The organism is Pseudomonas sp. LBUM1663, from assembly GCF_059695905.1.
On sequence record NZ_CP166792.1, the window covers coordinates 5,766,343 to 5,786,162 of the forward strand.

The following is a 19,820-nucleotide window of genomic DNA, read 5'->3' on the forward strand; positions in this document are numbered from 1 at the left end:
ATATGAACGGCTATACCACCAACTCCCCCGCCACTGCCGCCCGCGTGGCTTTACCGCAGAGTTGTTCCACCAGCGTCAGGGCAAATTCGAGCGCCGCACCCGAACCTTGAGCGGTGATGCAATTGCCGTCGACCACTACGGGTTGGTCGACAAAGTTGCAACCCGAGAGTTGATGGCTGGCTGATGGCAGGCAGGTCATGCGCCGCTGACGCAGAACGCCGAAGGTTTGCAGCGCCAGCGCCGGAGATTCGGCGATGCCGGCAAACAAGCGTCCGGCAGCCGCCTGATCCTTGATGAGTTGCAATAGAGGCTGATGGGCGGCGAGATGTTGCGAGCCAACTTCTCCGCCGGGCAGAGCGATCAGGTCGAACGGCTGAGCCAGTAAATCCACCAACATTGCATCGGCGGTCACGCGGGTACCACGGGCACAAGTAAGCATGCGCCGGCCCTCGATGCTCGCCACCACCACTTCAACCTTGGCGCGGCGAAGTACATCGATCAGGGTCACGGTTTGCAGGTCATCGATGCCCTCGGCGAGGGTAATCAAAGCTCTAAAGGTCATGGGCGCGGTCCACAGAATGATCTTTAAAGCGTAGTCAGCTTTCTTGAGACTTGTTCCAGCGCAGCCGTTACTTGATGTAAAGCTGTGTCGACATCTTGTCGCCCGGGGCATTGATTGAGGTGTTGCTGAACGTGAAGATCCCGTCCTGCTTGCCTGCAAGATTGAAGATATAGAGATAGCCGACGGTCTTTGCTCCAGGTGTGCACTCGGTCAGGTTGCCGGTTTGAAAGGCACACACTGGCGTCCGGGTGCCGTCTATTTCAAAACCATCCAGCGCGACATGTGGACTAGGGCTACCGTAGCCGACTTCCAGCACGTAGACCTTGATGCTCGGACCGCTGTGGTCGCAACTCGTCTCGGTCTGCCCGTCGGCAATGTTCTCAAAACCACAGGACGGCGATTCAACCTTGACCACCTTCAACTGGCTCAATCGCGGCGCCATTGCCGCCGAGGCAGTTTGCGCCCCCAGCCACAACGCCATCGCGACGCCAATCACCGCAACCCCACGCTTCCTAATGCAATTCATAACGCCCCCCAAAACCAGCGCGCAGTATGGCTCACTTCGCTTTAGCGCAAAACATCGACGACGATCGCAGCCATAAGCAGCCATAGCCCCACGCTGCTGGTATGATGCGCGGCTTTTTCCGGCCCACAGTAAATTACCAGGCGCTATCAGCGGTCTGTGCTTTGCTGTTGAGGTCGATACATTCACGGCGCCGGGCGCGCCACGGGGAGCAGACATGCTGGAAAGGCTGTTTCAACTCAAGGCACACAACACCAACGTGCGGACCGAGATTCTGGCGGGCGTCACGACCTTTTTGGCCATGGCCTACATTCTGTTCGTCAACCCGAGCATCCTCGGCGAGACCGGCATGGACAAGGGCGCGGTGTTTGTCGCGACCTGTCTGGCGGCAGCTATCGGCTCCACGGTGATGGGCCTGATCGCCAACTACCCGATCGCACTCGCGCCGGGCATGGGCCTGAACGCCTTCTTCACCTACACCGTGGTCCTGCACATGGGCCACACCTGGCAAGTGGCACTGGGGGCGGTCTTCATCTCGGCGGTGCTGTTCTTCCTGCTGTCGATCTTCCGTATCCGCGAATGGATCATCAACAGCATCCCGCTGCCGCTGCGTTCGGCGATTGCCGCCGGCATCGGCCTGTTCCTGGCACTGATCGCCCTGCATAACGCCGGCATCGTGGTCAGCAACCCGGCGACCATGGTCGGCCTCGGCGACTTGAAGCAACCCGCTCCAATCCTCGCGACCCTCGGTTTTGCCCTGATCGTTGCCCTCGAAGCGCTCGCCGTGCGCGGTGCGGTGCTGATCGGCATTCTGGTCGTGACCATCGCGTCCATCGCATTGGGCTTCACGCCGTTCGGCGGCGTAATGTCGATGCCACCGTCTCTCGCACCGACCTTCCTGCAACTGGACATCAAAGGCGCCCTCGACATCGGTCTGGTCAGCGTGATTTTCGCTTTCCTGTTCGTCGACCTGTTCGACAACTCCGGCACCCTGATCGGCGTCGCCAAGCGCGCCGGCCTGATGGGCAAGGACGGCCACATGCCGAAAATGGGCCGCGCCCTGATCGCCGACAGCACCGCTGCCATGGCCGGGTCCTTGCTGGGCACCTCGACCACCACCAGCTACATCGAATCCGCCGCAGGCGTGAGTGCCGGTGGCCGCACCGGCCTCACCGCTGTTGTCGTGGCGATTCTGTTCCTGCTGGCGCTGTTCTTCTCGCCGTTGGCCGCCAGTGTTCCGGCGTTTGCCACTGCGCCGGCGCTGCTGTTCGTCGCCGTGTTGATGACATCCGGCCTGGCCGAAATAGACTGGGACGACATCACCGTTGCCGCACCGGTCGTGGTCACTACGCTGGCCATGCCATTCACGTATTCCATCGCCAACGGCATCGCCTTCGGTTTCATCTCCTGGACCGCGATCAAGTTGCTGTCCGGTCGCGGCCGCGAGCTGAACCCGGCACTGGTGATTCTTTCGATTCTGTTCGTGATCAAGTTGGGTTGGTTCAACGCATGACTTCTGATTCCCTGGCCTACGCCGTCCAGCTCGAAGAAAAGGTCACGCGCCTGCGCGACCTGCTGGCCCCGTTCGATGCACCGGAACCTGCGGTGTTTGACTCGCCGCTGAAAAATTTCCGCCTGCGGGCTGAATTCCGCCTGTGGCGCGAAGGCGGCGAGCGTCACTACGCGATGTTTTCCCAGGAAGACAAACGCACGCCGATCCTGATCGAAGCGTTCCCGATCGCCAGCCTGCGCATCAATGAACTGATGCCGCAGCTCAAGGCGGCCTGGAAGGCAAGTGCGGCGCTGAGCCACAAGCTGTTTCAGGTGGAGTTCCTGACCACCCTGGCCGGCGATGCGATGATCACCCTGTGCTATCACCGTCCACTGGACGAACACTGGCACGCGGCGGCGTCGAAACTGGCCACCGACCTGAACGTCAGCGTTATCGGTCGTTCGAAAGGCAAACGCGAAGTGATTGGCCAGGATTACGTGGTCGAGAAACTGGACGTCGGTGGTCGCACGTTCAGCTACCGCCAGCCCGAAGGTGCATTCACCCAACCCAACGGCACCGTGAACCAGAAGATGCTCAACTGGGCTTACGACGCCCTCGGCGATCGCCCGGACGATTTGCTGGAGCTGTATTGCGGCAATGGCAACTTCACCCTGCCGCTGGCGACCCGCGTGCGCAAAGTGCTGGCCACCGAAATCAGCAAGACTTCGGTGAACGCGGCGCTGAGCAACCTCAGCGAAAACGTTGTGGATAACGTCACCCTGGTGCGCTTGTCCGCGGAAGAGCTGACCGAAGCCCTGAACGAAGTCCGCCCTTTCCGTCGCCTGCACGGCATCGACCTGAAGAGCTACGAATTCGGCAGCGTCTTTGTCGACCCGCCCCGCGCCGGCATGGACCCGGACACCTGCGAGCTGACCCGGCGCTTCGACAACATCCTCTACATCTCCTGCAACCCGGAAACCCTGGCGGCCAACATCGCCCAGTTGCACGACACCCATCGCATCACCCAGTGCGCGATGTTCGACCAGTTTCCGTGGACACATCACATGGAATCCGGGGTGTTGCTGACGCGTCGTTGAAGGTAAGTCGCCTAGACAAATCAGCCGTCGCGAGGACGGCTCTGCGGGCTTGTCACACCCTCATCCCGGCTGGTTTTTTCGATACTCGGTGGTGGTCATGCCCGCGTAACCCCAGTTATCGGTGTCGACTTCTTCGATCACGATATGGGTCAATTTTGGATCCTTGCCGAGGACTCGTTCCAAGGTGTCGGTAATCTCGGCAATCACCTGGGCTTTCTGCTCCCGGGTAACGCCGTCACGGGTAATGCGCACGCTGACGAAAGGCATGATGCTGCTCCTGGCCGGTTATCAAGGAAGACGCCGGTCAAGTAAAGCACCGCAGGGTCGATTTAATCTACAGTGGCGCAGTCCCTCATTTGATCCCCGGTGTCATCCATCATGCAGCGAGTATTCGACGATCTTCAGCTGGGCAGCATCGAACTGTTTTGCCTCGCGGCCGAAGCTGGCAGCTTTACGGCGGCCGCGTTGGTGGCGGGTGTCACACCGGCAGCCGTGAGTCGATCGGTGTCGCGCATGGAAGAACGCCTGGGCGTGCGGCTGTTTGCGCGCACCACCCGCAGCGTCAAGCTGACCGACAGCGGTCGCCGCTATTACGAGGAATGTCGTCAGGCCCTGGCGCAGTTGGTCGAGGCTCAGCGCGAGGTCATGGGCCAGCAACAGCAACCGTCCGGCACACTGCGCATCAGTATTCCCACGACGTATGCGCACCATCGGATCTTGCCGTTGTTGCCGGCATTCCGGGCGCGCTTTCCGGACGTGAAAGTCGAATCGCACATCAGCAATCGCAATATCGATTTCGTCGGCGAAGGCTATGACATGGCGATCCGCGTGCGGGCGATTCCGGATTCCGGCCTCATCGCCCGGCACCTCGAGGATGCCGCGCTGGTGATGATTGCCAGCCCCGATTACCTGAAACGCGCGGGAACCCCGCAAAGCCTGGACGACCTCGCGCAGCACGAATGCATTCAGTACGAACTGCCCAGCAGCGGTCGGCGCATTGCCTGGCTGTTCAATGACAACGGCGCCCCGCGAGAGATTCTTGCAGAAGGCAGCCTCAGTTGTTCTGACGACGTGCTCGGCGGCGTGACCCTGGCCAAACACGGGGCGGGGCTTTTTCAAACCTACCGCTTCATTGTCGAAAACGAACTGGCCTCTGGTTCGTTGGTGGAAGTGCTCAAGCCTTATGGCGGACGCTCCCGGCCGTTCACCCTGCTCTATCCACAGAGTCGCCATATGCCGCTGAGACTGCGGGCATTCATCGATTTCCTGGTTGAACATTTGCCGCGATAAGTAGTGCGACCGTCCGATCACCGCACACAAAACCTCAATTAAGGCGCTCTTCAATTGACCGAACTAACCAGCTAGTACAATTTATCTCCACAGGCTGAACACCCCAGCCCATTCCAAAAATAATAAGTGGAGAGACTTCGATGTCCCCTATCGTTCTGGTGCTCAACGGCCCGAATCTGAACCTGCTCGGCACCCGTGAACCGGCGACTTACGGTCACGAGACCCTGGCCGACCTCTCGGCGCTGTGCGGGCGCGCCGCCGAAGAATTCGGTCTGGCGGTGGAGTTTCGCCAGACCAACCACGAAGGCGAATTGCTTGACTGGATTCACGCGGCCCGCGGCCGTTGCGCCGGGATTGTCATCAACCCGGCGGCCTGGACACACACGTCAGTCACGATCCGCGATGCCTTGATCGCCAGCGAATTGCCGGTGGTCGAAGTCCACCTGTCCAACGTTCACGCCCGCGAACCCTTCCGGCATCACTCGTTCGTTTCCGCCATTGCAACTGCGGTGATGGCCGGTTTCGGCAGCCACGGTTATCGCCTGGCGCTGGATTATTTCGGCCAACGCTTGAAGGGGTGAATGCCGTGACTCAGAACAACGCAGTACTGGCCGGGCTGATCGGCGCCGGCATCCAGGCTTCTCGTACTCCGGCTCTGCACGAGCATGAAGGTGATGCCCAGGGTTTGCGTTATCTCTATCGCCTGATCGACCTCGATCAGTTGAAACTCGACAGCAGCGCCCTGCCCGATCTGTTGATGGCCGCCGAACGCATGAACTTCACCGGCCTGAATATCACCTTCCCGTGCAAGCAAGCGATCATCCCGTTGCTCGACGAATTGTCGCCGGAAGCGCGCGGCATCGGGGCGGTGAACACCGTCGTGCTGAAGGACGGTAAACGCATCGGCCACAACACCGATTGCCTGGGTTTTGCCGAGGGTTTTCGCCGGGGCTTGAAGGACGTTGCCCGTGAGCGTGTGGTCCAGATGGGCGCTGGCGGCGCCGGTGCGGCAGTGGCCCACGCGCTGTTGAGCGAAGGCGTACAGCAGCTGAGTATTTTCGATGTGGAGATCAGCCGCGCGCAGGCGCTGGCGGACAATCTCAATCAACACTTCGGCGCTGGCCGCGCGGTGGCGGGGCATGATTTGCCGAGCACGTTAGGCCAGGCGGATGGGTTAGTGAACACCACGCCCATGGGCATGAAAAAACTGCCGGGCATGCCGGTGCCGGTGGCGTTGCTGCGAAGTGAATTGTGGGTGGCGGAGATTGTTTATTTTCCGCTGGAAACCGAACTGCTGCGTAACGCCCGCGCCCTGGGTTGCCGGACGCTGGATGGCGGCAATATGGCGGTTTTTCAGGCGGTGAAGGCGTTTGAATTGTTCAGTGGTGTGATGCCGGATGTGCAGCGGATGTTGGCGCATTTTCAGAGCATGAATGGCTGAACCGGCTCTGTGGCGAGCGAGCTTGCTCGCGCTGGGCTGCGCAGCGGCCCCGCATTTTGTGAGTGTGGCACAGGGGTGCGCCAGCCTGGTCAAGCGGGAGCAAGCCCCCTCGCCACAGCCGTTCTCACCACAGGTCAGGCCTGCAAATACCGCAAAACCGACTCGCAGATCATCGCCCGATGACGCTGCTTGATGCTTTCGTCCGGCAAGTCGATCTGAAAGATCTCGCCGAAGGTATGGCGGTTCGACACGCGATAAAAGCAAAACGAGCTGATCAGCAGATGCACATCCAGCGGCTCCAGCCCGGAACGGAACACGCCTTCTTCGGCCCCGCGGCGCAAAATCACGCCCAGTGAGTCAAGGATGGTGTTGTTCATCGCCTTGATCGCGTCGGAGCGCTTCACGTACTCAGCGTTGTGAATGTTCTCGATGCTGACGATGCGCACGAAATCGACGTTGCGATCATGGTGATCGAAGGTGAATTCCACCAGTCGCCGAATCGCCTCCACCGGCGCCAGTTCGGCCAGGTGCAGATGGTTTTCCGTGTTGCGGATGTCGCCGTAGAGTTTCTCCAGCACCTCGACGTACAGCTGTTCCTTACTGCCGAAGTAGTAATAGATCATGCGTTTTGAGGTGTGGATGCGCTCGGCGATGGCATCGACGCGAGCACCGGAAAGCCCTTGCTGGACGAACTCGACTATCGCCTCTTGAAGGATGTTCTCGCGGGTCTTTTCCGGGTTGTTCTTGCGACTCTTGCGCGGCTCGGCAATCGGTTCGGCGGGCGCTGCGGAGAGTTCTGAAGTTATCGTCATTGCGGGCTCACGGCCATCACTGCACAGGCTGGCGATTATGGGCCGCGTCGCACAGTGAAGGAAGCCGCGCGGCAGCGGTTTGTCGCCGGGTTTACGATTTTCCTACAACTTTAACGGACGTACCGCACCACTTCGGGATTTGGCCATGGCCGCCAGGCGTACCGCCACATTGGCTGCACCGTAACCGGCGTAGCCATTTTTGCGCTGGATGATTTCAAAGAAGAACCGCCCCTCGAACGGCTCCGTGTACACATGGAACAGCTCGCAGCCTTGGGCATCGCGGTCATAAAGAACGTTGAAATACGCCAGTTCACTGAGGAATTCGTCATCGAAATCGAACCGTGCAGCGAGGTCATCGTAATAGTTGAGCGGAATATCCAGCAGCGGCACACCCGCCTCTTTGGCACGACTGACTTCGGCAAAGATGTCATCGCAGTCAAACGCGATGTGATGCACGCCGGAGCCGCGATAACTCGACAGCGCGTGTGAGATTGCGGTGTTGCGGTTTTCGGAAATGTTCAGCGGCAGGCGAATCGAACTGTCACGACTGCGCAACGCTCGACTCTTCACCAAACCGTAAGGATCGGGCAGCACCACTTCGTCATCGGCTTCAAAATCCAGCAGGCTCTTATAGAACAGCACCCAACTGTCGAGGCTGTCGGCCGGCAATGCCATCGCCATGTGGTCGATGCGTTTGAGGCCGCCACCGGCCGCGCCAGCCGGTTGCAGATGGAAATCGATGCCGTAGACATCGGCGTCCTGATCCACCAGATAAATCAGACTGCCATCCGGTGCGCGCACGGCAGCGAGCTCAAGCTCATTGGGGCCGACCAGTCCGCGATACGGTTGCCCCTTGTAGGCCACGGCCCGTGCCAGCGCACTGGCACTGTCCTTGACCCGCGCGGCGGTGGCACACAACGATGGACCGTGCGCTTCGAAAAAACTGTGGGCAAACGAGTAAGGCTCGGAATTGAGGATCAGGTTGATGTCACCCTGACGCAGCAGGCTCACACTCTTGGAGCGATGTTGCCCGGCCTTGACGAAACCCAGTCGCTCCAGCCAATGGGAAAGCTTGGCGCCGAGGCTTTCGTCCACAGCGAATTCAAGAAACTCGATGCCGTTGTATTCGCTGGCCTTGGGGGTTTCAAACAGAATGTCGAGACTGGCCGCCGGTGGCGTTTCCTGGGCCAGACGCTGACGGGTTTTCTCCTCCAGATACAGCAACGAACGCAATCCATCAGCGGCGTTGGCCCGAGGCGGTGCGGCGCGGAAACCGTCGTTGAAGATTTCCAGCGACAGCGGCCCGGTGTACCCGCTCTTGATGATCGGAGCCAGGAAACCCGGCAAATCGAATTCGCCCTGGCCCGGGAAGCAGCGGAAATGCCGACTCCACTCCAGCACGTCCATGGCCAGGATCGGCGCGTCGGCCATTTGCACGAAGAAGATTTTATCGCCAGGGATCTCGGCGATCGCACTCGGGTCCCCCTTGAGCGACAGCGTGTGAAAGCTGTCCAGCAACACGCCAAGGCTTGGGTGATCGGCCTGACGGACGATGTTCCACACCTGTTGATAGGTGTTCACATGCCGACCCCAGGCCAGCGCTTCGTAGCCGATCCGCAGCCCGCGGGCGCCGGCGTGTTCGGCCAGCAAGCGCAAGTCGTCGATGAGGATGTGTTCATCACCGATGGAATCGGTGGACGCGTTGCTGCACACCAGCACCAGGTCGGTGCCCAATTCCTGCATCAGGTCGAACTTGCGCTCGGCCCGTTCCAGGTTGCGATGCAAACGGTCACGGCGGCAGCCTTCAAAGTCCCTAAAGGGTTGAAACAGTGTGATCGCGATCCCGAGATCGGCGCACATCTGTTTGATTTCCCGCGGGCTGCCGTCGTAGTAGAGAAGGTCGTTCTCGAAGATCTCCACCCCATCGAAACCGGCGGCGGCAATGGCTTCGAGTTTTTCCGGCAGGGTACCGCTCAAGGACACGGTGGCAATGGAACGCTGCATATTTCGACTCCCGGTGGAGGCTATCTTTTCAGGGCCTGGCACGCTTTCGCTTTATGTAGGAGCCGGCTTGCTGGCGATGGCGTCCGCGAGATCGCCATCACCAGCAAGCCGGCTCCTACAGAGACCGCGTTTTTCTTGACGTGAATTATTGGCTGCAAGACCCTGCACAGCAATTCAAAGTGTACTATCCGGTTAGTTTTGCGTGCGATTATCGAACACAATGCCCGTTGGCGAATTGACGATTTTTCGTCCACTGCCCACCATCGACGACACATTGAATCCGACCGAAAACACCGGTCTCGATGACCAAAGAAACAGAACACCACATAAAAATAATCGGTGGCCTACATGACTCCTTCTCAAAGTTCTCCCGTGGAGCGCTCCTCCATGACTCCTGCCAGCGGCGCTATCGGCGACAAGATTCGCGGCGCCATGGCGGTCGGCAAGACCCGTTGGGGCATGCTGGCACTGGTGTTTTTTGCCACCACGCTCAACTACATCGACCGCGCCGCACTGGGCGTAATGCAGCCTATCCTCGCCAAGGAAATGAGCTGGACGGCGATGGACTACGCCAACATCAACTTCTGGTTTCAGGTCGGCTACGCCATCGGTTTCGTGCTGCAAGGCCGGTTGATCGATCGGGTCGGCGTGAAGCGCGTGTTCTTCTGCGCGGTGCTGCTCTGGAGCCTGGCGACCGGCGCTCACGGACTGGCCACGTCGGCGGTCGGCTTCATGGTCTGCCGATTCATCCTGGGATTGACCGAAGCCGCTAACTACCCTGCCTGCGTGAAAACCACGCGCTTGTGGTTCCCGGCCGGCGAACGCGCCGTGGCCACCGGCATCTTCAACGCCGGCACCAACGTCGGCGCGATGTTCACGCCGATGCTGCTGCCGCTGATCCTGCACGTGTGGGGCTGGCAAGCCGCGTTCCTGTGCATGTCGGCACTGGGCGGGATCTGGTTGCTGTTCTGGGGTTTGAAGTACTTCAACCCGGAGGAGCATCCGAGCGTCAAACAATCGGAACTGGACTACATCCAGAAGGAAGTCGAACCGGAGCAGGCCCGTGTGCCGTTCTCGAAAATTCTGCGCATGCGTGGCACCTGGGCCTTCGCCCTCGCCTACTCCATGACCGCGCCGGTGTTCTGGTTCTACCTGTACTGGCTGCCGCCGTTTCTCAATCAGCAATACAACCTGGGGATCAACGTGACCCAGATGGGTATCCCGCTGATCATCATTTACCTGACTGCAGACTTCGGCAGCGTCGGCGGCGGGATCCTGTCCTCGTTCCTGATCGGCCGCGGCATGAACCCGATCAAGGCGCGGCTGATGTCCATGCTCCTGTTCGCCTGCTGCATTGTCGGCGTGATCATGGCGGCGGGGTCGAGCAGTCTGTGGGTCGCGGTGTTCGCCATCTCCCTGGCCATCGGAGCGCACCAGGCCTGGACTGCCAACATCTGGAGCCTGGTGATGGACTACACGCCTAAACACATGATGAGTACGGTGTTCGGCTTCGGCGGCATGTGCGCGGCCATCGGCGGGATGTTCATGACCCAGTTGGTCGGCCACATCCTGACGGTCACCAACAATAACTACACCGTGCTGTTCACCCTGATTCCGGCGATGTACTTCATTGCCCTGACCTGGATGTACTTCATGGCACCGCGCAAGATTCCTACCGTCACCGAGTAAAATGCCTCCCTTGGCAGGCCTGGTTCCAGGCCTGCCTTTTTGATTTTCCTACCGACGACTCTGCTGCCACGCCGCCGCCAATCCGCTGCAGCAAATCACCGCGATCCCGATCACCGTAGTCAGGGTCGGTGTGTGCGAGAACAGCAGCCAGCCCAGCAGACCGGCAAACACGATCTGGCAGTAACCAAACGGCGCCAACAACGCGGGCGCGGCGTGACGGAAGGCCTGAGTCAGAAACAGGTGTGCGGTCATCCCGCAGGTCCCCAGCGCCACCATCATGAAACCATGCCCCAGGGTCGGCACTTGCCAGAAGAACGGCACCAGTGCGCTCATCACCAGGGTGTTGCACAAGCCGGCGAAGAAGTTGCTGGTGGTCGGGCTGTCGATGTTGCTGAGCTTGCGGGTGAGCACCTGATAGAAGCAGAAAAACAGCGCCGAACAGAGCGGCAGCAGGACCGCTGGCGTGAACAGATCGCCACCGGGGTGGACAATGATCAACACGCCGATAAATCCGCAAATCACCGCGACCCATTGGCCACGTGTTACGCGCTCCTTCAGCAGCGGCACCGACAGCGCAGTCACCAAAACCGGCGCAAGAAAGTTGACCGCCGTCGCTTCGGCCAACGGGATGTACTGTAGGCCGGTGGTAAAAAACAGACTGGTGCCCAACAGGCACAGCGCCCTTACCAACTGCAGAATCGGTCGTTTGGTCCGTAGGACGCGAAGCCCGGATTGCGGCAGAAAAATCCCGGCCATCAACAAGGTGTGCACCACATAGCGGGCCCAGACCACCATCACGATCGGATAGAAGCCCGAGAGGTATTTCGAAAAGGCGTCATGGCTGGAAAACAGGAAAGTGGCGACGACAATCAGCAAAATCCCTTTGAAGGGCTGGTTGACGCCGGAGAGCGGTGTGCTGGCGGTCATGGGTATCCCTTGCTAAGTGCAACGTGTCGCGGGCGGTGAGCTCCAATAATTTAGAACCTGGTTCCAGATTCAAACACAAGCATCAGCCGAAAGTGTTCGAATACCGCACAGTTTTACAGCCAATAAAAATCAATGGTGGGAGCGAGCTTGCTCGCGATGGCGGACTTACACTCAACATTTTAGCTATTTGAAAGTCCGCTTTCGCGAGCAGGCTCGCTCCCCACAAATCAACTGAACAACTCCGACGCCAGACTCGCCGCCGCCAACTCTTCGGTATACCTCAACAACAGCGGCGCCAATTCATGCAACCGCGCCCCCGGCATCCGCGCACTCGGTCCGGCGATGCTCAGCACACCGATCACTCGACCCTCGCTCGGGTGCCGCACCACCGCCGCGATCGCCGAGGTGCCCACAGCAGAGCTTTCCTCGACCCAGGCGTAGCCCTGCTCTCGCGCCAGACGCAGGCGTTCGAGCAGTTCAATGTTGGAACGCGGAGCATTCGGCCCGAGGTCTTTTGGCCGCTCGCCACCCTGGCGTTCCACCAGCGACAACGCCTCGGCATCGCTCATGCACGCCAGCCACGCATGGCCCGACGCGGTATAGAACAACGGCGCATCGCGGCCCATTTCCGGGTCGTAGCGCAGGCCGGAACGGGCCCCCTGGGACTTGGCAATCCAGATCTGCCGCTCGCCTTCAATCACCCCAAGACGCACCAGTTCCCCGGTGTCCTGGGCCAGACGATCCAGCACCGGTTGAACGATATCGGCGCCGCTGCCCGACAGGTAACGAAACCCCATCGCCACCAGTTTGGTGGACAAGTGATACCGCAGGTTCTCTGGATTCTGCCGCACATAACCCAGCCGGATCAGCTCCGCGAGCAGACGGTGAGTTGCGCTTTTCGGGATGTCCAGTTGCTCCGCGAGCATCTGCATCGGCAGGCCGCGAGGGTCACTGGTGAGGCTTTCGAGCACGTTGAAGACACGTTCGATCTGACTACCGGCCATGGGAGGTTCCACCTACAATTTGCCTGATTCTAGAAGATGAACCGTGTAACGCGAAATCTGGAACCCGATGCTCGATAGAGACAGCGGCTGGCCTATTCGATAAAAACCCGCCCACTGACGGAATTCGATGGGTGATCCATGTTCCTACAGTCAGCGAGTCGACCGGCCAGTGAACGAAAAGCCGGACAGCCGGACTGGCGCCGCCCCCACACACCAGCAACACTCATCACCACGGACAATCAGAGGATTCCCACATGCTATGGAAAAAAGGCCGACGCAGCGACAACGTGGTCGACGCCCGTGGTGATGATGTCGGCAGCGGTGGCGGTGGGATGCGTTTTGGTGGCGGCAAAGGCCTGAGCCTGACCGCTATCATCCTGATTGTGGGGATTGGCTGGCTCACCGGCCAGGACCCGATGCAAATCCTCGGGCAACTGACCGGACAAATGACCGAGCAATCGGCACCGGCCACCAACCAGAGCCGCAAGGCGCCGCCGGCCACTGATGAAGGCGCCGAATTCGTGCGCTCGATCCTCGGCGATACCGAAGACACCTGGGGCCAGATTTTCCAGCAGGCCGGTCGGCAGTATAAAAACCCGACGCTGGTACTGTTCAGCAACCGAGTGAATTCGGCATGCGGCCTGGCGACATCGGCGACCGGTCCGTTCTATTGCCCGGCCGACCAGAAGGTCTACCTGGACATGGCCTTTTTCCAGGAAATGTCGCAACGCTTTTCCGCGGCCGGTGACTTCGCTCAGGCCTACGTGATCGCTCATGAAGTCGGACACCACGTTCAGACGTTGCTCGGCGTTTCCGCGAAAATTCAGGCAGCCCGCCAGCAAGGCCGGCAGATGGAAGGTGATGGCGGCTTGTTGGTGCGTCAGGAATTGCAGGCCGATTGCCTGGCCGGTGTCTGGGCCAACAATGCGCAGCAGCGTCTGAACTGGCTGGAACCGGGTGACATCGAAGAAGCCTTGAACGCGGCCAACGCCATCGGCGATGACCGTTTGCAACAACAGGGGCAGGGTCGGGTGGTACCGGACTCGTTTACCCATGGCACATCAGCGCAAAGGGTGCGCTGGTTCAAAACCGGATTTGCGCAAGGCCAGGTGGGCCAGTGCGATACCTTCGCGGCGAAAAACCTTTAAATGAATAAGTGGTTGTTGATGTTGTTGTTCACCTGCGCAAGCACCCAGGCTGCGGAGCATGGCGTCAAAGAGCTCAGCCCCGGCCGGTTGTTGTTGAAAGAAGGTGAGATGGCGGTGGGGCTCGGCCCGGCGCCCGCGAAAATCGAACGCGTGCTGATCATCATCCATGGTCGTCTGCGCAACGCTGAAACCTATCGCCAGAGCGCCGAGCGCGCGGCGGAACTGGCCGGGCAAAGCGCAAGCACCCTGGTGATCGCCCCGCAATTCCTCAACGAAACCGACATCGCACTTCATCCTGTGGCAGACACGGTGTTGCGCTGGCAGGGCAATGACTGGATGTCAGGAGGTTTATCCACCGCTCCTTTTGCGCTGAGTTCCTTTGCAGCCCTCGATCAAATCATCGAGCGAGTCGGCGACCGTCGACAATTTCCGGACGTGAAGCAAATCATCATCGCCGGCCACTCTGGTGGCGCTCAGATGGTGCAGCGTTATGCGTTGCTGGCCCGTGAGCAACCGGCCCTGACGGCCGCCGGCGTGAAGCTTCGCTACGTGGTCGCCAACCCTTCGTCCTATGCGTATTTCAATGAGCAACGGCCGGTGGCGTTCAACCATGCGGCGTGTCCCGGTTTCAATCGCTGGAAATATGGACTGACGGATTTACCGGTTTATGCCAGTGGGCAAACGGCACCGCAGATTGAAGGAAACTACGTCAAACGGGACGTGACTTATCTGCTCGGGCAGCAAGACACTGACCCGCAGCATCCGGCGCTGGACAAAGGTTGCGAGGCCGAAACGCAAGGTGCTTATCGTCTGGTTCGCGGGAAGAATTTTTTCAATTACCTGCTGCGTCGCAATCCGAAAGGGGTGAATCAGCGGCTGGTTGAAGTGCCGGGGGTCGGGCATAACGGGGATGGGATGTTGACGTCGCCGGAGGGGCAGAAGGTGTTGTTTGGTCAGTGAGTTTTGTATGGACTGATCTGACGTCTTCGCGGGCAAGTCGGATCGCCGCACCGCTCGCTCCTACAGGGTTTCTCGCTGTCCTTATAGGAGCGAGCGGTGCGGCGATCCGACTTGCCCGCGAAGAGGGCCTCAGGCAGACAACATCTCCCGCAACACCCCACAATCCGCCGCATGCCAATCCGTCAGCTCCGGCCAAGGGTTATCCGGCAAATTCACCAACACCGTCCGCGCCCCCGCCGCTCGACCGCAATCCAGATCAAAGCGGTAATCACCGACCATCACCATCTCGCTCGCCGGCACGTTCCAGGCCTGGGCCAACTTCAGCAAACCACCGGGATGCGGTTTGGGCGGCGCTTCATCACGCCCCAGCACATCCTCCACGGCAAAGCAGTCAGCCAGGCCGATCGCCTCCAGGGTTACGTGGGCCAGCTCCCGGGCATTGCGCGTGAGAATGCCCAGGCGATACCCGCGCCCGGCTAACTCACGCACCAGCTCCACTGCGCCCGGCGCGGCTTTCGAGCCTAGCGCCAAGTCCCGTTCATGCTCCAGCAACCACGCATGTTTGGCGGCCGCTTCATCGGCCGGCAGCGCCGCGAGGTGGGTCAGGATGTCGTCTTCGGCGGGAATTGCCAAGGCCACGCGAATCGCCGCGAAGTCATGCACGGCCACCGTCAGGGTGCCGTCCATGTCGAACACCCAGTGCCGCACCTCGGCCAGGCTCATGCCCAATCCTTGCGGTGGCGAATCAGGCCTTCCTGCGTGACCGAAGCCACCAGTTGCCCGGCGCGGTTGAATACGCTGCCGCGGGAGAAACCACGGGAATTGCCGGCCCAAGGGCTGTCCATCGCGTACAGCAACCAGTCATCGGCGCGCAGGTCCGCATGGAACCACAGCGAGTGATCGAGGCTGGCGACCTGCATGTCTTTCTGCCAGACCGATTTGCCGTGGGGCTGCATCGAGGTGGTCAGCAGACCGAAGTCCGAGGCGTAGGCCAGCAGGTATTTGTGCAGCGCCGGAGAATCAGCCAAGGCACCGTCAGCGCGAAACCAGACGTACTTCACCGGATCGGACGGTTGCGGGTTGTAAGGATCTTTCTCGGTGATCGGTCGGAATTCGATCGGTTTGGGGCACAGAAATTTTTCGCGCATGTGCTCGGGAATCAGGTGCGCACGTTGCTGGGTGAGCTCCAGTTCCGAGGGCAGGTTTTCCGGGCCGACCACGGTCGGCATCTCGGCCTGATGCTCAAAGCCTTTTTCGTCGTACTGGAACGAGGCACTGCAGGTAAAGATCGGGTTGCCCTTCTGGATCGCCGTGACCCGGCGCGTGCTGAAACTGCCGCCATCACGCACCCGATCAACCTGATACACAACGGGCAACGCGGAATCGCCCGGGCGCAGGAAATAACCGTGCATCGAATGCACATGGCGCGTTTCTTCTACCGTCTGACTGGCCGCCGACAACGACTGACCGATCACCTGACCGCCGAACAACTGACGAAAACCCAGGTCCTGACTGCGGCCACGGAACAGGTTTTCTTCGATCGGTTCCAGGGTCAGCAGGTCGACCAGATCATCCAACACTTGGCTCATTCAGACTCTCCTCACACAAAGCTTGCCGCGCAGTCTTGGCTGCGGCGGTCGATTCAGTTTATGGCCAGGGCCCATGGGAGCCATTGTAAACGTCCGTGCCTGCTTATCCATGCAAGGTTTGCAGCCATTGTTCACGGGAGATGCGATACAGCACATGGTGACGCAGGGGATGATCGGCCGCGAGCTTGGGATGTTCAAAGTCATCGGCTGAATCATGGTGCATACCGATCGACTGCATGACTTTTTCCGAAGGCAGGTTGTCTTTGGCGGTGAACGACACGACTTCTTGCAGCGCCAACCGATCAAAACCGCAGCGCAGAGCGGTCCACGCCGCCTCACTGGCATACCCCAGGCCCCAATGCTCGCGCGCCAGGCGCCAGCCGATTTCGGTCGCAGGGGTGAACGGCGCGTCGAAACCGACCATGCCGAGGCCGGTGAAACCGATAAATGCCCCGGTGTCCTTGCGTTCCAGCGCCCAGAGACCAAAGCCATGTTCGGCAAAATGCCCGCGAATCCGTCCTATCAGCGAAGCACTCTCCAGACGACTCAAAGGGGCCGGAAAATAGCGCATGACCTGTGGATCGGCGCACATCGCCGCAAACTCCGGCAAATCCTCATCGCGCCACTGCCGCAACACCAGTCGCGCGCTCTCGAGTTCCAGTATCGGCTCCATCGTGTCCTCCCCTTTCCATGCCGCAAGTCTACATCGCTGGTAGGATCCTTCCTTCATTCACCCATGAAATCACTCATGTCACTGCCGCTGATCTACCACGAAGACTACAGCCCCGAATTCCCGGCGGATCACCGCTTTCCCATGGACAAGTTTCGCCTGCTGCGCGATCACCTGGTGGACAGCGGCTTGACCAGGGACGCCGACCTGTTGCGCCCCGACCTCTGCCCCTCGGAGATTCTCGCCCTCGCCCATGACGCTGCCTATATCGAACGCTACATGAGCGGCGAGTTGTCCCGCGAAGACCAGCGGCGCCTCGGCCTACCCTGGAGCGAAGCACTGGCCCGGCGCACGGTGCGGGCGGTCGGCGGATCGTTGCTCGCAGCAGAGCAGGCGCTGGAACACGGGTTGGCCTGTCACTTGGCCGGGGGCACCCATCACGCGCATTACGACTATCCGGCGGGTTTCTGCATCTTCAATGACCTGGCGGTGATCAGCCATTTCCTGCTGGAAAGCGGCCGTGTAAATCGGGTGCTGATCTTCGATTGCGACGTGCACCAGGGCGACGGGACTGCACGGATTCTGCACAACACCCCGGACGCGGTGACCGTTTCCCTGCACTGTGAAAAGAATTTTCCTGCACGCAAGGCTGAAAGCGACTGGGACATCCCGTTGCCCAAAGGCATGGGCGATGCTGATTACCTGAAGGTGGTGGACGACGCGCTCAATTATTTGCTGCCGCTCTACCAACCGGATCTGGTGTTGTATGACGCCGGCGTCGACGTGCACAAGGACGACGCCCTCGGTTACCTGAAGCTGACCGACGAAGGCGTGGCCGCTCGCGATGAAAGCGTGATGCGCCATTGCCTGGGGCGGGATATTCCGGTGGTCGGGGTGATTGGCGGCGGCTACAGCAAGGACCGCAAGGCCCTGGCGCGCCGCCACGGAATCCTGCATCACAGCGCGCAACGGGTCTGGCAGTCATCAGGTTGTCATTGAGGTGTGAGTCTTTACCCACAATGCCTGTGGAACTGCCTGTGGATAACCTGAGTGAAAGGGTCTACAGGCCATGCGGTACTTAGCCTACAACTCGGTGGTTGTTTTTTAACCACCTTAGAAAACACCAACAATCCTCTGTGGGAGTGAGACCGGCTTGCCGGAGATGAGGCCTTCACACCCAACATCGATGTCGACTGACCCGACGCCATCGCGAGCAGGCTCGCTCCCACAGGTATCTGTGCTGATAGAATGCGCGGCTTATTCCGCCATACCGCAGCGCATTCCATGACACAGCCCTCGACCTCCTCCCCTTCTCACGTAGCCATCATCGGCGGCGGCCCCGCCGGCCTGATGGCGGCCGAAGTGTTGAGCCAGGCTGGGATCAAGGTCGACCTGTACGACGGCATGCCGTCGGTGGGGCGAAAATTCCTGCTGGCCGGTGTCGGCGGCATGAACATCACCCATTCCGAAGCCTACCCGGCGTTTCTCTCACGCTACGCCGAACGCGCGCCGCAGATCGCGCCACTGTTGCGTGGCTTCGGTGCCGATGCGTTGTGCCAATGGATTCATGACCTGGGCATCGAAACCTTCGTCGGCAGCTCCGGCCGGGTGTTTCCGACCGACATGAAGGCCGCGCCCCTGTTGCGCGCCTGGCTCAAGCGCTTGCGCGAGGCCGGCGTCGTCATCCACACCCGTCACCGCTGGCTCGGCTGGGATGACAGCGGAGGATTGCGCATCGACAGCCCCGAAGGCGAAAAAACCGTCAAAGCTGACGCAACCTTGCTGGCCCTCGGCGGTGGCAGCTGGTCACGCCTCGGTTCGGACGGCGCGTGGATGCTGCCACTGGAACAGCGCGGCGTAGGACTTATGCCGTTGCAGCCCAGTAATTGCGGCTTCGAGGTGCAGGCCTGGAGCGACTTGATGGTCAGCAAGTTCGCCGGCGCACCGCTGAAAAACATCGCCATCGGCCTCAATGACGACGTGCCGCGCTTGGGCGAATGCGTGATTACCGCGACCGGGATGGAAGGCAGTTTGATCTACGCCCTCTCGGCGCCGATCCGCGAGGCCATCAACCAGCACGGCTCCGCGACCATTCACCTCGACCTGCTACCGGGCCGGCCTGTGGATAAAGTTCAGGCGGCGCTGAGCAAACCACGTGGCTCCCGCTCCATGTCTAAACACCTGCACAGCCAGCTCGGGATCGATGGGGTGAAAGCGGCGTTGCTGCGCGAACTTACGCCGGCCGAATGCTTCGCCGATTCGGCGTTGCTGGCCCAAGTGATCAAGGCGTTGCCGCTGACGCTGGTAAAAACCCGTCCGCTGGATGAAGCCATCAGCAGCGCCGGAGGCGTGATGTTCGAGTCGATGGATGAACGGCTGATGCTCAAGCAATTGCCTGGGGTGTTTTGCGCAGGGGAAATGCTCGATTGGGAAGCGCCGACCGGCGGCTATCTGCTGACCGCATGTTTCGCCAGTGGGCGCGCGGCGGGGTTGGGGATGGTGGAGTGGCTCAACCGCAAGGGCTGAAGACCGAGGCGCACCCATCGCGAGCAGGCTCGCTTCCAAAGGGGATTTGTGGAAGACACAGATCCATTGTGGGAGCGAGCCTGCTC

20 protein-coding genes are annotated in these 19,820 nt (G+C 60.3%); 10 read left to right on the forward strand and 10 right to left on the reverse strand.

Annotated features, from left to right (window positions below):
- Positions 1–10 precede the first annotated feature (10 nt).
- Complete coding sequence (locus ACA075_RS26405) at positions 11–562, reverse strand: DJ-1 family glyoxalase III (protein WP_497296203.1); 552 nt, start codon at positions 560–562, stop codon at positions 11–13.
- A gap of 67 nt (positions 563–629) precedes the next feature.
- Positions 630–1,088 (reverse strand): DUF4879 domain-containing protein, encoded by a 459-nt coding sequence (locus tag ACA075_RS26410; protein WP_497296204.1) that lies wholly within the window; start codon positions 1,086–1,088, stop codon positions 630–632.
- A 214-nt stretch (positions 1,089–1,302) separates the two neighbouring features.
- Here ACA075_RS26410 and ACA075_RS26415 point away from each other — a divergent pair, with 214 nt between their 5' ends.
- Positions 1,303–2,598, forward strand: a complete 1,296-nt coding sequence (locus tag ACA075_RS26415) for an NCS2 family permease (RefSeq protein ID WP_010467459.1) — start codon at positions 1,303–1,305, stop codon at positions 2,596–2,598.
- Positions 2,595–3,674, forward strand: a complete 1,080-nt coding sequence (trmA, locus tag ACA075_RS26420) for a tRNA (uridine(54)-C5)-methyltransferase TrmA (protein WP_497296205.1) — start codon at positions 2,595–2,597, stop codon at positions 3,672–3,674. Before ACA075_RS26415 ends, trmA begins: the two co-directional genes overlap by 4 nt.
- A 60-nt stretch (positions 3,675–3,734) precedes the next feature.
- Here the strand turns inward: trmA and ACA075_RS26425 are convergent, their stop codons facing one another.
- Positions 3,735–3,941, reverse strand: a complete 207-nt coding sequence (locus tag ACA075_RS26425; RefSeq protein ID WP_094470523.1) for a tautomerase family protein — start codon at positions 3,939–3,941, stop codon at positions 3,735–3,737.
- Between the two features lie 111 nt (positions 3,942–4,052).
- On the opposite strand from ACA075_RS26425, the gene ACA075_RS26430 reads away from it, so the two are divergent.
- From ACA075_RS26430 to ACA075_RS26440, 3 genes are all read left to right on the forward strand, one after another.
- On the forward strand, positions 4,053–4,964 hold the full coding sequence (locus ACA075_RS26430; protein ID WP_497296206.1) for a LysR family transcriptional regulator: 912 nt from the start codon (positions 4,053–4,055) through the stop codon (positions 4,962–4,964).
- 140 nt (positions 4,965–5,104) lie between these two features.
- On the forward strand, positions 5,105–5,545 hold the full coding sequence (gene aroQ / locus ACA075_RS26435; protein WP_497296207.1) for a type II 3-dehydroquinate dehydratase: 441 nt from the start codon (positions 5,105–5,107) through the stop codon (positions 5,543–5,545).
- 5 nt (positions 5,546–5,550) lie between these two features.
- Complete coding sequence (locus tag ACA075_RS26440; RefSeq protein WP_497296208.1) at positions 5,551–6,405, forward strand: shikimate dehydrogenase; 855 nt, start codon at positions 5,551–5,553, stop codon at positions 6,403–6,405.
- Between the two features lie 134 nt (positions 6,406–6,539).
- On the opposite strand, the gene ACA075_RS26445 is transcribed toward ACA075_RS26440, so the two are convergent.
- Both ACA075_RS26445 and quiC read right to left on the reverse strand, forming a co-directional pair.
- Positions 6,540–7,217, reverse strand: a complete 678-nt coding sequence (locus ACA075_RS26445; protein ID WP_497296209.1) for a TetR/AcrR family transcriptional regulator — start codon at positions 7,215–7,217, stop codon at positions 6,540–6,542.
- A 102-nt stretch (positions 7,218–7,319) separates the two neighbouring features.
- Positions 7,320–9,221, reverse strand: a complete 1,902-nt coding sequence (gene quiC / locus ACA075_RS26450; RefSeq protein ID WP_497296210.1) for a 3-dehydroshikimate dehydratase QuiC — start codon at positions 9,219–9,221, stop codon at positions 7,320–7,322.
- A gap of 387 nt (positions 9,222–9,608) precedes the next feature.
- Between quiC and ACA075_RS26455 the strand changes: the two genes are divergently transcribed.
- Positions 9,609–10,910, forward strand: coding sequence for an MFS transporter (locus ACA075_RS26455; protein ID WP_497296211.1), 1,302 nt, complete (start codon positions 9,609–9,611; stop codon positions 10,908–10,910).
- Positions 10,911–10,958: 48 nt separating this feature from the next.
- Here ACA075_RS26455 and ACA075_RS26460 read toward each other — a convergent pair whose 3' ends face one another.
- Both ACA075_RS26460 and ACA075_RS26465 read right to left on the reverse strand, forming a co-directional pair.
- Positions 10,959–11,837 (reverse strand): DMT family transporter, encoded by an 879-nt coding sequence (locus ACA075_RS26460; protein WP_497296212.1) that lies wholly within the window; start codon positions 11,835–11,837, stop codon positions 10,959–10,961.
- A 227-nt stretch (positions 11,838–12,064) separates the two neighbouring features.
- Entirely contained in the window at positions 12,065–12,841 is a 777-nt protein-coding gene (locus ACA075_RS26465) for an IclR family transcriptional regulator (RefSeq protein WP_497296213.1), read from the reverse strand.
- Between the two features lie 254 nt (positions 12,842–13,095).
- On the opposite strand from ACA075_RS26465, the gene ypfJ reads away from it, so the two are divergent.
- The gene (gene ypfJ, locus ACA075_RS26470) at positions 13,096–13,989 is read left to right on the forward strand and encodes a KPN_02809 family neutral zinc metallopeptidase (RefSeq protein WP_219096061.1); all 894 of its coding nucleotides are present in this window, start codon (positions 13,096–13,098) and stop codon (positions 13,987–13,989) included.
- Positions 13,990–14,949 (forward strand): alpha/beta fold hydrolase, encoded by a 960-nt coding sequence (locus ACA075_RS26475; protein WP_497296214.1) that lies wholly within the window; start codon positions 13,990–13,992, stop codon positions 14,947–14,949. It abuts the gene before it with no gap.
- A gap of 129 nt (positions 14,950–15,078) precedes the next feature.
- Here ACA075_RS26475 and ACA075_RS26480 read toward each other — a convergent pair whose 3' ends face one another.
- The 3 genes from ACA075_RS26480 to ACA075_RS26490 all read right to left on the reverse strand — a co-directional run bounded on the left by ACA075_RS26480 (position 15,079) and on the right by ACA075_RS26490 (position 17,211).
- Positions 15,079–15,672: an HAD family hydrolase gene (locus ACA075_RS26480; protein WP_497296215.1), complete on the reverse strand. Its 594-nt coding sequence runs from the start codon at positions 15,670–15,672 to the stop codon at positions 15,079–15,081.
- Positions 15,669–16,538 (reverse strand): acyl-CoA thioesterase II, encoded by an 870-nt coding sequence (gene tesB / locus ACA075_RS26485; RefSeq protein WP_219096059.1) that lies wholly within the window; start codon positions 16,536–16,538, stop codon positions 15,669–15,671. The genes ACA075_RS26480 and tesB overlap by 4 nt, the downstream gene beginning before the upstream one ends.
- Before the next feature lie 103 nt (positions 16,539–16,641).
- Positions 16,642–17,211 (reverse strand): GNAT family N-acetyltransferase, encoded by a 570-nt coding sequence (locus tag ACA075_RS26490; RefSeq protein ID WP_497296216.1) that lies wholly within the window; start codon positions 17,209–17,211, stop codon positions 16,642–16,644.
- Positions 17,212–17,286: 75 nt separating this feature from the next.
- Here ACA075_RS26490 and ACA075_RS26495 point away from each other — a divergent pair, with 75 nt between their 5' ends.
- Both ACA075_RS26495 and ACA075_RS26500 read left to right on the forward strand, forming a co-directional pair.
- Positions 17,287–18,207: a histone deacetylase family protein gene (locus ACA075_RS26495; protein ID WP_497296217.1), complete on the forward strand. Its 921-nt coding sequence runs from the start codon at positions 17,287–17,289 to the stop codon at positions 18,205–18,207.
- A gap of 285 nt (positions 18,208–18,492) precedes the next feature.
- Positions 18,493–19,734 (forward strand): TIGR03862 family flavoprotein, encoded by a 1,242-nt coding sequence (locus ACA075_RS26500; RefSeq protein WP_497296218.1) that lies wholly within the window; start codon positions 18,493–18,495, stop codon positions 19,732–19,734.
- Positions 19,735–19,820: the final 86 nt, after the last annotated feature.